This is a genomic window from Gordonia polyisoprenivorans (assembly GCF_017654315.1).
Classification (GTDB): domain Bacteria; phylum Actinomycetota; class Actinomycetes; order Mycobacteriales; family Mycobacteriaceae; genus Gordonia; species Gordonia polyisoprenivorans_A.
This window is the reverse complement of record NZ_CP072203.1, coordinates 5,094,702-5,107,963: the sequence shown is the minus strand read 5'-3', so window position 1 is coordinate 5,107,963 and position 13,262 is coordinate 5,094,702. Positions and strand designations below refer to the sequence as shown.

The 13,262-nt window shown below is 67.6% G+C and carries 12 protein-coding genes; 10 read left to right on the top strand and 2 right to left on the bottom strand.

All coding sequences use genetic code 11. The features are described from left to right. The first annotated feature begins 34 nt into the window (after nt 1-34). From J6U32_RS22880 to atzF, 3 genes are read left to right on the top strand one after another with little or no spacing between them, the layout of a single operon-like run. Entirely contained in the window at nt 35-706 is a 672-nt protein-coding gene (locus tag J6U32_RS22880) for an urea amidolyase associated protein UAAP2 (protein WP_208792269.1), read from the top strand. Next, nucleotides 703-2,688, top strand: a complete 1,986-nt coding sequence (locus J6U32_RS22875; RefSeq protein WP_208792268.1) for a 5-oxoprolinase/urea amidolyase family protein — start codon at nt 703-705, stop codon at nt 2,686-2,688. The genes J6U32_RS22880 and J6U32_RS22875 overlap by 4 nt, the downstream gene beginning before the upstream one ends. Then, nucleotides 2,685-4,346, top strand: coding sequence for an allophanate hydrolase (gene atzF / locus J6U32_RS22870; protein ID WP_208792267.1), 1,662 nt, complete (start codon nt 2,685-2,687; stop codon nt 4,344-4,346). Before J6U32_RS22875 ends, atzF begins: the two co-directional genes overlap by 4 nt. Nucleotides 4,347-4,871: 525 nt before the next feature. On the opposite strand, the gene J6U32_RS22865 is transcribed toward atzF, so the two are convergent. Beyond that, nucleotides 4,872-5,474, bottom strand: a complete 603-nt coding sequence (locus tag J6U32_RS22865) for a TetR/AcrR family transcriptional regulator (protein ID WP_208792266.1) — start codon at nt 5,472-5,474, stop codon at nt 4,872-4,874. Nucleotides 5,475-5,522: 48 nt separating this feature from the next. On the opposite strand from J6U32_RS22865, the gene J6U32_RS22860 reads away from it, so the two are divergent. The 6 genes from J6U32_RS22860 (at nt 5,523) to J6U32_RS22835 (ending at nt 10,537) form a co-directional block, all read left to right on the top strand. Beyond that, the gene (locus tag J6U32_RS22860) at nt 5,523-6,017 is read left to right on the top strand and encodes a DUF4188 domain-containing protein (protein WP_208792265.1); all 495 of its coding nucleotides are present in this window, start codon (nt 5,523-5,525) and stop codon (nt 6,015-6,017) included. Between the two features lie 128 nt (nt 6,018-6,145). Continuing rightward, entirely contained in the window at nt 6,146-7,735 is a 1,590-nt protein-coding gene (locus tag J6U32_RS22855; protein ID WP_244332304.1) for a hypothetical protein, read from the top strand. Nucleotides 7,736-7,849: 114 nt separating this feature from the next. Next, nucleotides 7,850-8,044, top strand: coding sequence for a hypothetical protein (locus tag J6U32_RS22850; protein WP_208792263.1), 195 nt, complete (start codon nt 7,850-7,852; stop codon nt 8,042-8,044). Nucleotides 8,045-8,100: 56 nt separating this feature from the next. After that, a complete protein-coding gene (locus tag J6U32_RS22845) occupies nt 8,101-9,006 on the top strand; it encodes a DUF3558 family protein (RefSeq protein WP_208792262.1) in 906 nt (301 codons plus the stop codon). Beyond that, nucleotides 9,003-9,575, top strand: a complete 573-nt coding sequence (locus J6U32_RS22840; protein WP_208792261.1) for a DUF3558 domain-containing protein — start codon at nt 9,003-9,005, stop codon at nt 9,573-9,575. The genes J6U32_RS22845 and J6U32_RS22840 overlap by 4 nt, the downstream gene beginning before the upstream one ends. Before the next feature lie 92 nt (nt 9,576-9,667). Further along, a complete protein-coding gene (locus J6U32_RS22835) occupies nt 9,668-10,537 on the top strand; it encodes a hypothetical protein (protein WP_244332302.1) in 870 nt (289 codons plus the stop codon). On the opposite strand, the gene J6U32_RS22830 is transcribed toward J6U32_RS22835, so the two are convergent. Continuing rightward, on the bottom strand, nt 10,518-11,399 hold the full coding sequence (locus tag J6U32_RS22830) for an acyl-[acyl-carrier-protein] thioesterase (RefSeq protein ID WP_208792260.1): 882 nt from the start codon (nt 11,397-11,399) through the stop codon (nt 10,518-10,520). The genes J6U32_RS22835 and J6U32_RS22830 overlap by 20 nt on opposite strands. Nucleotides 11,400-11,497: 98 nt before the next feature. Between J6U32_RS22830 and J6U32_RS22825 the strand changes: the two genes are divergently transcribed. Beyond that, nucleotides 11,498-13,192 (top strand): FAD-dependent oxidoreductase, encoded by a 1,695-nt coding sequence (locus tag J6U32_RS22825; RefSeq protein WP_208792259.1) that lies wholly within the window; start codon nt 11,498-11,500, stop codon nt 13,190-13,192. Nucleotides 13,193-13,262 lie beyond the last annotated feature (70 nt).

Genomic DNA, 13,262 nt, shown 5'->3' with positions numbered 1-13,262 from the left:
CACACCCACCCCGATCACACCCACAGGGACAACCATGACCACCACACTCGATCCGACCCTCGACCCGACGACGGCACCGGCCGCCGAGATCGCACTCGTTCCCGGCGAGGTGATCCTCGACGAGATCGTCGGCGAACGCGGCCCCTGGTCGGGAATCGTCACCGCCGGTGACGTTCTCACCATCGTCGATCTGCACGGCAACCAGGCCGTCGACACCCTCTTCTACGGCGCCCACGATCACACGATCCGCTACAGCGCACAGGCCACGATCGCCGCGCAGGGCAACATCTTCCTGACCACCGGAACGGTGATAAGGGACCAGGAATCGGCACCGATGATGACCATCGTCGCCGACGAGGTCGGCAATCACGACACCCTCGGCGGCGCCTGCTCGCAGGAATCGAACACGCTGCGTTACGGACACCACACCAAACACCAGCACGCGTGCGTGGAGAACTTCCTGATCGGCGGCGCACGGCACGGGCTGGGCAAACGCGACCTCGTCGGCAACATCAACTTCTTCATGAACGTGCCCGTCGACCCCGACGGCTCGCTCGGCATCGTCGACGGCCTGTCGGCACCGGGCCGCCGGTTGGCGTTGCGGGCGGAGGCCGACACCCTCGTGCTGGTCAGCAACTGCCCACAGATCAACAACCCGTGCAACGGTTTCGACCCGACCGCGGTGCGTGTGGTGGTGACCCGATGACCGCGTGCGAGATCCTGCGTGCCGGACCGTTCACCACGGTCCAGGACTGGCCCGGCCGCACCGGCTACTGGAAGGTCGGGGTGCCGCCGTCGGGGCCAATGGACGATCTGTCGTTCCGGCTTGCCAATCAAGCGGTCGGCAATCCCGACTCGGCCGCAGGCCTCGAGGCCACGATGGCCGGCCCCCGACTGCGCTTCGACGAACCCACCGTCGTCGCCGTCACCGGTGCACCGGCGTTCATCACCGTCGACGGAACACCTGCTGCACAATGGGTTCCGCTGCACCTGGAGGCCGGGCAGGTCCTCGACATCGGAACCGTGGGGACCGTTGGTCTGCGCGTGTACGTCGCAGTCGCCGGCGGCATCGACGTCGAGGAGTACCTCGGCAGCCGGTCCACCTTCACGATGGGCCGATTCGGCGGCAAGGACGGACGGACCCTCGCCGATGGCGACTCACTGACGATCGGGCCCGCCGGATCGGGGCCGATCACCCGGATTCTCACCGACGAGATCCCCGCGCTGACCAATTCGTGGGAACTCGCGGTGACCGTCGGCCCGCACTCCGCGCCGGAGTTCTTCACCGCCGCCGATATCGACGACCTGATGTCGACCGGCTACGAGGTGCATTTCAATTCCGACCGCACCGGCATCCGTCTGATCGGTCCCCAACCGCGGTGGGCGCGCAGTGACGGCGGCGAAGCCGGCCTGCACCCGTCCAACATCCACGACAACGCGTATTCGGTGGGCGCACTGGACTTCACGGGGGACACCCCGATCCTGCTCGGGCCCGACGGCCCGTCTCTGGGCGGGTTCGTCTGCCCGGTCACCGTTGTCGCTGCCGAACGATGGAAGCTCGGGCAGCTCAAGCCCGGCGACACGGTGCGCTTCGTCGCGGTGCGCTCGAGGGCCGCGGCGTCTCCGTCGTCGCTCGGCCGCGACCGTCGCGCGAGTTTCCCGCATGTCCTTTCCACCGGCGGCGACGCCGACCACGGCATCCTCGGGCGCACGACGACCGCCGACGGCACCACCGAGGTGACCTATCGGCGCAGCGGCGACGACAACATCCTCGTCGAATACGGCGACATGCGACTGGATCTGGAGCTGCGGGCCCGCGTGCATGCGCTCAGTGAACGCATCGCCGCCGAACGGCCGAGGGGGCTCATCGACCTCACCCCGGGTATTCGTTCATTGCAGGTCAAGGCCGACCCGGACGTGTGGTCGCAGACCTCGATGCTGCAGTGGCTCAGCGAATGCGAGGCACAACTCCCGTCCGCCGACGACCTGGTGGTTCCGAGCCGGGTGGTGGATCTGCCGCTGTCGTGGGACGATCCGGCGACGCGTGAGGCCATCGAGCGGTACATGCTCGGCGTGCGCTCCGATGCGCCGTGGTGCCCGTGGAACATCGAGTTCATCCGACGGATGAACGGGCTCGACTCGGTCGACGACGTCCACCGCATCGTCTTCGACGCCGAGTACCTCGTACTCGGCCTGGGCGACGTGTATCTCGGTGCACCCGTGGCGGTTCCGCTGGATCCCCGTCACCGGTTGGTGACCACCAAATACAATCCGGCGCGTACCTGGACCCCGGAGAACGCCGTCGGCATCGGTGGCGCCTACCTGTGCATCTACGGGATGGAGGGCCCCGGCGGCTACCAGTTCGTCGGCCGCACCACCCAGGTGTGGAACCACCGCCACCCGCAGACCGCACCCGGCTTCGACCCGGAGCACCCGTGGCTGCTGCGCTTCTTCGACCGCATCCGCTGGTATCCGGTGAGCGCCGAGGAACTCCTCGACATGCGCGCCGACGTCGCCGCGGGCCGCGGCGACTCCGTCCGCATCACCGACGGTATGTTCTCGTTGTCGGCACACCAACAGTTCCTCGACGCGCACGCCGACGAGATCGACGCCACCCGCGGGGCGATGGAGAGTGCGCGCGCCGAGGAACGCGAACGCTGGTCGCAGAGAGGGGAATTCGCCGCATGACACGCATCGACGATCTCTACGCACGTATTGCCGAGGCCGACCGGCCGGAGGTCTTCATCACGCTGCGACCGCACACGCAGGTCGCCGCCGAGTACGCCGAGTCGCTCGCCGCGGGCGGGCCGCTGGCCGGAATCGTGCTGGCGGTCAAGGACAACGTCGACGTCGCCGGTGTGCCGACGACCGCGGCGTGTCCCGGTTACGCCTACACCCCCGACACCGATGCCCCGGCGGTCGCCGCGTTGCGCGCGGCGGGTGCCGTGGTGATCGGCAAGACCAACCTGGACCAGTTCGCGACCGGGCTGGTCGGTACGCGCAGTCCCCATGGTGCGGTGCGGGATTCGCGTCGTCCCGACCGCATCTCCGGTGGATCGAGTTCCGGGTCGGCGGTCGCGGTGGCGTTGGGTTTCGCCGACATCGCCATCGGTACCGACACCGCCGGGTCGGGCCGAGTCCCCGCGGCGCTCCAGGGCATCGTCGGGGTCAAGCCGACCCTCGGGGTGGTGTCCACGACGGGCGTGGTGCCGGCCTGCGCCGATCATGACGTCGTCACGATCTTTGCCGCCGACCTCGACACCGCCGACCGTGCGATGGCGGCCATGGCCGACGCGTGCGGCCCCCGGCCGTTCGGCGGGCACGTTGCTTTCGCCGCGCCCGAGACGCCGGTACTCGCCGTCCCGGAACAACTTCCCGAACTCGACGCCGCGTGGCGGGCTGCGTTCGGCGAAGCGGTCGCACGTGCCGAGGACGCCGGTTTCCGGGTGAAGACCATCGATGTGTCGGCCTTCCTCGCCGCCGCCACACTGCTCTACGACGACGCACTCGTCGCCCAGCGCTACGACGCGGTGGGTGAATTCCTCTCCGGGCTCGCCGATCCGGTGGCCGCGGGCGTCGATCCGACGGTCGCGGCGATCATCACCGGTGCCGATCGGTTCAGCGCCGTCGACCTGCTGCGGGCACGCCGCCGACTGGCCGACCTGCGCGAGCGCGCGATGCGCGAGTGGGGTGACGCCGACGCGCTGATGGTGCCGACGGCGCCGCGCCACCCCCAGATCGACGAGGTGACCGCCGATCCGATCGGCGTCAACTCGGCGATGGGTACCTACACCAATTTCTGTAACCTCCTCGATCTGTGCGCGGTCGCCGTGCCGGCCGGTACTCTCGACAAACCAGACTGCAGTACAGCGCAATTCGGGATCACGCTGTTGGGCAAGGCGCATCACGATGCGGCGATCATGGATCTCGCCCGTCGGTTCCGCGGTGATCGCCTGCCGCGTGCGGCGTGGCCGGAATCGCACGCCGGAGGCGTGGAATTGGCGGTCTTCGGTGCGCACATGCGGGGAGGTCCGCTCACCCACGAGCTGTCCGGGCGTGGTGCCCGGTGGGCCGGAGAGGTGCTCACCGCACCGAACTATCGTCTGGTGAAGCTCGACACCGTACCGCCCAAGCCGGGGCTCATCCGAGATCCGGAGTGCGGTGCGCCGATTCACGGAGAGCGGTGGATACTCTCCGCCTCGGCCCTGGGCGAGTTCCTCGCCGCCCTGCCCGAACCGATGATGCTGGGTCGGGTCGAGCTGTCCGACGGTCGATGGGTCGTCGGATTCGGCTGCGCGGCCGACGCAGGCGCGGAAGGGGAGAGGCTCGATCGCGATCGGTGGTGACGTTCCCAACGATGTTCGGGGTGTTGTTCTTCCGATGGTGACTTCTCCCGATGGACGAGGTGGTTCTTCTTCCGATGGTCGAGGTGCTGAGGAGCGCTAGCGACGAGGCCTCGAGACCTCTTGTGCCGATGGGCATCTGCACCACGATGGCACCGGATCAGCGCCGTAGCAAGCGGTCTCGAGGCTCGGCGCGCGCGCCTCGCACCTCGACCATCGATGGGAAACGACCCGTCATTGCGGGTGGCGGCGGCTTTCTTCCGATGGTCGAGGTGCTGAGGAGCGCTAGCGACGAGGCCTCGAGACCTCTTGTGCCGATGGGCATCTGCACCACGATGGCACCGGATCAGCGCCGTAGCAAGCGGTCTCGAGTCTCGGCGCACGCGCCTCGCACCTCGACCATCGATGGGAAACGACCCGTCATTGCGGGTGGCGGCGGCTTTCTCCCGATGGTCGAGGTGCTGAGGAGCGCTAGCGACGAGGCCTCGAGACCCCTTGTGCCGACGGGTATCCGCTGCCCGGCGCCGGTCAATCGTCACCCATCGCGCTCGCTCGCCACCCGTCGACGATGGCCGAGATGGCGAGGACGGGGTCGGCGCCGTCGGGGAACAAGCCCGCGAGAAGGAGTAGTGACGCGCCGTGTACCTGCGCCCACAACGACGCGGTGACCGTCGTCGGGTCGGCCGGCCGGAACATGCCCGAGGCGATGGCCATCGTCACCGCCTCGTGCAGCGGGGCGAAGGCCTCGGCGCCGGCCGTGATGGTCTCCTCGGTCGCCTCGATACCGAGTGCGCTCAGGCCGAACATCAGCTCGTAAAGTCGAGGGTTGTCCAAAGCCCAACCGACGTAAGCGGTTCCGAGCGCGGTGACGTGGCCGATCGGCTCCTCGGTTCGCGCGTCGCGTTGCGCCGCTGCGAAGTCACGCAGAGCGCGCACCAACACCGCTCGGGTGAGGTCGTCCTTGCTGCCGAACAGTGAGTACACCGCGGTGGTCGACGTCGACGCCGCGCGCGCCACCGATCGCACCGAGAGCGTCCCGAGCCCGTCCGTCTCGACGATCGCGGTGGCCTCGTCGACAAGGCGCTTGCGGAGGTCATCGTCGTGGATCTTGGGTCTTGCCATATCCGCCATCGTTCCATAACATCGTTTCGTAACAATGTTACAAAACGAGGAGTCGTCATGACCGCACGCGAGGCTCGACGCATGACCAACAAGACCCCGCCCGAGGGCACGACGCTGTTCCTCATCGGCATGAGCATGCCGCGGCTCCGGCATGCCGGGGCGTGGCTTGCCGTCTTCCTCGCCATGCCACGAATGTTGGTGTATCTCAAGCGAAACCCCGAGGCGGGACTGCTGTCGGGCAGGCTGTACGTCGGGGCGTCGATCATGGTCGTGTCGTACTGGCGAAGTGCCGAAGACATCCGCCGGTTCGCCGCCGACGCCCGGGCGCCACATCTGCTGGCATGGCGATGGTTCAACAAGCGCTTCGCCGACCGCAATGCCGTCGGCATCTGGCACGAGACCTACGTGATCGGTGAACACGAGACGATCACCAGTGGCATGCCGCCGTGGGGTCTGGCCGAAGCGGTGGGTGCTGTGCCGGTGGGACTGGGAACCAAGACCGCCGCGCAGCGCAGCAGACACAACGTGGCCGAGATGTCGCACTCGGTCTGACCCCTCCGGACGCGCTGGCCGTGTTGTCGAAACTGCACGTTATGGCCTGATGATGAATTGGATGCGCAGCTCGGGTTAGCCGTGGTTTACTGTCTCAGCTTCTCTTCAGGAACCAGGAGTTGGACACCATGGCCGATGTGCTGACCCGCCGCGAAACCGCGCGCCCAGAACGTATTTCCCCGCCGAGTTCGCGGCCACCGCGGCACCGGCGCTTCGGGATCGCGGTGGTCGCGCTGCTCTCGGTGCTGGCCATCGGACTCGGTGTGAGCATGGGGGAGGGGCAGGCACGGGCGGCCAGCACCCAGGACATCATCAATGGATTGAATGCGATGAAGTCCCTCAATCCGGCGACGGGTATCGGGAACGTCGTCGCAGTGCTGATCAACAACAAGGGATCGCAGGCGGCGCTCGAGCAGTGGCGCATTCAAGCCTGTGGGTCCGGTGCATCGAGTGGCGGCGCCGATTGTTCGAGATCAACGGGCACGGGCATCGCCATCGTGATGCCGGGTCAGCTCGAGCTCACACCGGATGTCATCTACAAGGGTGCTCAATCGATCGCCAACAAGGAGGCCATCAAGACGATCCTTGGCTGGTTCGGTATCGACAGCTCCCTCCCCAGCGCCGCCACCCCGCTCGGAAATGCCACCGTGATCGGCGACGGTTTCCAGTTCGCGATGGCCTCCACCGGCGGTAAGGCGACGGCGATCTCGTATCTCCCGGTGAGTCTTGCGACCGCCGGCGCTAGTGGCGGGCGAACCGCTTACGCGTTCGCGCTCGTCGGTATCGCCAACGCGTGGACCACCGACGACATCCCGATCGTGGTCCTCTCGAAGCCGACCGGGTTGAAGATCCCCGGCATCAAGACCGTCGGCTGCTACGGCGGCCTCACCGCTGCGTATGCCGAGGGTGTCGGTGCATGCGCAAATGTGCTGGGTACCTTTGACTTCCGGTTCAATCAGTTGGACGCAGCCGGCAAGTCGCTGTCGATCCCGCAGGTGCAGTTCGCGCTGACCGACCCGTCGGCGGTGCTGACCGACCCCTCTGGTGTCTTCAACAAGGTGATCACCGACATCTTCGCCGGCAAGACACCGACCCTCAGCAAGGACTTCACCCGCCTGTCCCTCGGCGGCGATTCGCTGCTGGCGCTGACGAGTGACTACGGGCTGTCGGCGCCGATCACCGTGAACTGGTTGGGGTCGACGATCACGATCTACCCGACCGCGACCGTCAACGGCGCAACCCGCCCGAACATGCTTGCGTTGCCGCAGATCGTGGCCGGTGACCTCGACGCCTCCCAGATTATCCCGATCATCACGATCCCGCAGATCACCTTCCCGTTCGGGCTGGCACCGCTCGGGCCGTATGTGAGCAGCACGCCTGCGCTGACGACGACGTCGGCCCGGACGTTGGCCGCGACGAAGACCACCACCTCACGGGTCGCGCGGAGAGCCGCCGCCGACGACGAGACCGGCACCACCTCCTCGAGCTCGAGGACCACGACGTCGAGCACCACACCGAGCACGACGACGTCGAGCACCACAACCACTGCGAGCTCGTCGTCGAGCACCAGCCGGTCGTCACAGTCGAGCAGTTCGTCGGGGACGCGAACCAGCGCGCCGTCGGCGGCCCCGACCTCGTCGGCGGGCTCGGACACCGGCGCCGACTCCGGCGGCACCCAGAGCTCCGGTGGCGTCCCGGCGGTCAGCCCGGCCAACTGAGGTCCCACTGAGGGTTCTCCACGTCGGCGGGACCACCGCTGCGCACTTCGCCGATGCACCACGCCCGGTTCGTTACAGTGGATGGCAACTCGCCGACAAGGAGACCCCGACGTGATGGCCATCGATCCGAACAAGAGCAAAGCCGTCGGTCAGGTGGTGCGGCAGCACCCGGTGATGAGCCTGGTCGCCGTGTCTCCGGCCATCGCGATCTTCGTGCTGCTCTGGGTGTTTGGCATCGAATGGCTGGCCATCGTGTTCGCGGTCGCGGCGATCGGTGGTGGCTACTACCTGCTGACCCGGCAGAAGTAGGCCAGGTCGATGTCACCGGGGGAGATCGTGCGCCGTCCCCGACGGGAGCGCTGACCGTGGCGTCCACCCGCGTCGACAGCTGGATCTGGGCAGTGCGTCTCACCAAGACGCGATCGGCGGCAGGTGCCGCCTGCCGCGGCGGTCATGTGCGGGTCAACGACGTCACGGCCAAACCCGCCCAGCAGGTCACCGTCGGCGACCGCGTGCAGGTGCGACTGGCCGGGCGCGAACGCATCGTCGAGGTCACCAAGCTGATCAGCAAACGGGTATCGGCGCCGGCGGCGGCCGAGTGCTACATCGACCACAGCCCGCCACCGCCGCCGCGCGAGATCCTGGCCAGCCAGCCGCGCCGCGATCGCGGCGCGGGTCGCCCCACCAAGCGAGAGCGGCGCGACCTCGACAAATTCCGCGGTGGCGCAGGCTTTCTCGGGCTGACCGCGGCACTCGCGGTGCTCCTGGTCCTCCTGGGTGCGTGCTCGTCGGATTCCGACGACTCGTCTGCGCCGACCCGCAACACCCCGCAGGCCCCGGGGCCGGCCGGTGGTGGGCCGTACTTCGGCGAGTGCGGGGGCGTCACCACCGACGAGGTCGGCAAGATCACCAACTTCGGCGGCCTGTCCCTCGTCGTCGACAATCCGTCTGTGTGCGAATGGAGTTCGGGTCCCAGTCGCACCGGCGCGGTGGCGTCGTTCAACTGGTACCGGGGCTCGCCGATCGGTCGTGAACGGGCCACCGAACAACTGTCCCGGGAATCGACCAAGGACATCGACATCAACGGGCACAAGGGTTTCATCGCCTCCGACCCGGGCATCTGCGAGATCGGTATCCAGTTCGGCGCCGACTTCTTCGAATGGTCGGTCAGCTCCGGGACCGGCGTCGCGGGCACCACGCCGACCGACCCCGACGCAATCTGCGCCGCCGCGCGTCAGCTGTCGACGATGTCGATCGAGCGTGCGAAATGAAGCGCCGCAACCGACTTCGCGCCGTGCTGGTCCTGCTGATCGTGACAGTGGTGGCCGTCGTCGCCGCCGGATGCTCACGATCAGTGGACGGAACGCCGTTGTCGGTGCAGCAGGCCAACTCCCAGGGCGGAGACCAGTCCGGCAACGTCGACACCGATCAATACGATCAGCTCACCCTCGAGTGCCAGATCCTGCGCACCGACCAGATCGCCAAGGCGGTCGGCGGTACGGGCGCCGATGCCATCTTCTTCGGGGCGAACTGCCGGTGGTACGTCGACGGCCCGGTGGCGGCGTACGTGACCTTCAACTGGTTCGAGTGGGGCACCGTCAACGTCGAGAAGGACACCGCGAAGAAGCTCGGGTACACCACCGACAACGTCAAGGTCGCCAGCCAGGCCGCCTTCACCTCGACCGACCCGCGCCGGCCCGCGGTCTGCGGGGTGACCACCCGGGCGCCGAGTCGCGGCGTCTACTCGTTCTGGGTCGAGCCGGTGGGCGGCGCGGCCGCTGCGGACCCGTGTGCCGCGCCGACGAAACTGATGGAATTGGTACTCGGCGGCGGCCAGTAAGCCGCTCGAGGGTCGCTGAAGGAGCACCACATGCGTGTGATGAGTCGGGCAATGATCGCACTCGGAGCCGCGCTTGTCGCGGTCACGGCGGGATGGGTGGCGCCCGCGCGCGCGCCGTCGCCGCGTCCTGTCCGGTCTACTCGGCGCAGACGTGGCTTCCGAGTCCCGGGCTCGACGGATGGGCGGAAAACCTGCTTGTCGCCGACGGATCGGTCTGGATATCCCGGACGCTGCGCAACGTCATCGAGCGGTACGACGACTCAGGACGGCTCCGCGCCTCGACCGTAGTGAATGCGCCCGGTTCGATCCGGCAGGGGCCCGACGGGATGGTGTACGTCGCGTCCGGCGATTCCACGGTCAACATGATCCCCGGCGCGCCGCGTACCGGAGCAGTGGTGCGCCTCGATCCGCATGCGGCACAACCGATCGCGCAAGTCTTCGCACCGGGGCTTGGTATGCCCAACGGACTTGTCGTCGAGCCCGACGGGACCGTGTTCGTCGCCGACGGCGTGCTCGGACTGCTTCGCTTGCGGGCGGACGGTTCGATCGACACACAATGGTCCGCGCGAGCCCCGCAGAATCTTGCACCGACACCGGTGATCGACGGTACCGGGATGAACGGGCTCGTCGCCGTCGGCGACGACCTGTTCCTGACGATGACGATGAGCAGCACCGGCCGGGTGTTACAGGTTCCGATCGACAATCCGGCGGCTACAGGTTCGGCCGCTGATCTGACGGCTCCTGTGCCCGCGATTCTCGACGACCTCGCCGCCGTCGATTCGACCACGCTGGCAGTCGCGTCCGCGGCCGGCCAGGTGCACTTCGTCGATCTTCGTGGCCATCGTGTCTGTTCTTCGAGCGTCGGCTACCCCCTGACCGCGCTCGCGATCGTGCGCGACCGGCCGGGGGAACTACTGGCGACCTCTGAGACCGGTCAGGTCATCACACTGCGTCGTCGGTGAATGCCGCGCGCGTCACCGACACCGTTGCTGCGACCCGCAATTCGTCCGGGCTGTCTTCGTCTGCGGGCATCATCATCCACACCAGTAACCGGTTGGGTTCGCGTACGCGGCGCAGCGTGATCGGCGTGCCCGGCACGATCGGTCGTAGATATTCGATGACCACCCGGTGCGGACCGTCGACGAGATCGGGGTGCTCGCCGAGCTCGTCCTCGATCGCCTCGAGGTAGGCGGCGTTGTTGAGATGTTTGAACGGGTCGAAATCGGTGCTGCGCAACACATGTGGGCGGTCGGGCACATCGAGCATCTCCGTGGCCGGCGCGGTCTCGGGATTCATCGACTTCCACCGCAGGCGGTGTTCGTCGGTCATCGACGAGAGCATCTCGAAGGCATTGTCCGACAGCCGTGACGGCATCCCGAGGTCGTTGACGTTGATCCAGAACGCCTCGGTCTCGATGAGACCGGCCTGGCGGGGATCGGGGTTGAAGCGGTTGGTCTCGTGGTCGGCGGTCAGACGCACCCGCATGTTGGTCCACCGGGTGGACAGGGCACCGCACCAGCGCTGCGCGGTGACCGACGCCGGCCAGGAGAACGGGACGATGACATCGATGATGGTGCGACGCACGATCCAGAACGGATCGGTGTCGCCGAAGTCGGTGGCCTCGATATTGTCGTTGGCGACGTCCTGCAGGTACCGCGCGACGGCGTCGAGCCGTACCCGCATCTGTTGGTCGACGTCGCCGGTGCGGACCCGATACCCGGCCTCGAAGTACCGCGCTCCGGTCTTACGATCGGGGAGTGGGGTCGTCGTGGCGGGATCGCCTGGGACCTGTCCGGATGCGTCGGGCCGGGCGGCTGTGCTCACTCGAAGTCCTCGTGTCTCGTCCGCTGTGTCAGAGTTAAGATACAGTGAACCGCTAAACTAGAACACGTTCTAGATGGAGAGAAGCAGGGAAACCCCAGATGGCGCATGTGATCACTCGACCGTGTTGCAACGACGCTTCGTGCGTGGCCGTGTGTCCGGTGAACTGCATCCACCCGACGCCGGACGAGCCCGAGTTCTTCACCGCCGAGATGCTGTTCATCGATCCGGAGACCTGCATCGACTGCGGTGCCTGCATCGACGAATGCCCCGTCGAGGCGATCGTCCCCGACGATCAGCTCGAGGACAAGGACGAGCCCTACCTGCAGATCAACGCCGACTACTACAATGACCACGACGTCGAGGGCGGCCTCGTGCCGCCGAAGAAGGCACCGCAACTCCCGGACGGGCCGCTGCACGTCGCGATCGTCGGCGCCGGACCGGCCGCCTTCTACGCCGCCGAGGACCTCGTCCGCCGACCGCAGATCGCGGTCGACATGTTCGACCGGCTGCCCACGCCGTACGGCCTGGTGCGCGCCGGGGTGGCCCCCGACCACGCCGCCACCAAGGGCGTCGAATCGGGCTTCGCCTCGACCGCGGCCAAGAAGAACTTCACCTATCACCTCGGCGTCGAGGTCGGCAAACACATCGGCCACGACGAACTCGTCCAGCGCTATCACGCGGTCATCTACGCCGTCGGCGCGCCGACCGATCGGCGTCTGGGCATCGATGGCGAGGACCTGCCGAACTCGTTGCCCGCCACCGAGTTCGTGGCCTGGTACAACGGCCACCCCGACTATGCGGATCTCGCCGTCGACCTGTCGGCGCAGCGCGCGGTGGTCGTCGGCAACGGCAACGTCGCACTCGACGTCGCGCGCATCCTCGTCACCGATCCCGACGAGCTGGCCCGCACCGACATCGCCGACCACGCGCTCGCCGCCCTGCGGGACTCGCAGGTCACCGAGGTGGTGTTGCTCGGTCGACGTGGCGTCGCCCAGGCGGCCTACACCAACAGCGAATTCCTCGCGCTCGGTGACGTCGACGGGGTCGACGTCATCGTCGATCCCGACGAGCTGGTCCTCGACTCGGCCACGCAGGAGGCGCTCGACGACGGAACCCTCGACTCGACGATCGCCACCAAGATCCGACTGGCCCGCGAGTTCTCCGATCGTCCGACCACCCCGGGCAACCGTCGCATCGTCTTCCGGTTCATGGCGTCCCCGCTGTCGATCCAGGGCTCCGATGACGAGGCGACCGGCGGTGTGCAGACGCTGACCTGCGTGCGCAACGTGTACGCCGAGGCCACCGGTGCCAGCGTGGCCATCACCCCCACCGAGGAACGCTTCGACATCGAGGCCGGACTGGTGCTGCGGGCGATCGGATACCGCGGCGTACCGATCACCGACCTGCCCTTCGACGAGGGGCACGGCGTCGTTCCCAACACCGCGGGCCGGGTGACCGCCGGCGCCGACGGCGAGGTCATCCCCGGCCTGTACGTCGCCGGATGGATCAAGCGCGGGGCCACCGGAGGGATCGGCAGGAACCGTATATGTGGTCAGGAGACGGCCGAGTCGGTGATCGCCGACTTCGTTGCCGGCAGCCTGCCCGAGCCGGCGGCATCGCGGGACGACGTCGCCGACCTGGTCGTCGACCGCGGCGCGCGCCGCATCGACCTGGCCGGATGGAAGCGCATCGACCTGGCCGAACGCGGCGCCGGCAAGACCGCGGGCCGGCGACGTGTGAAGCTTGTCGACATCCGTGAATTGGAAAAAGCCGCCGAGGCCGAATCTGCCTGAGGTCTTGGCGCCCGCCGACCGGTGGGCGCCTCGCCGGCGATCGGGTCACACGAGAAGAACGGGGTACACG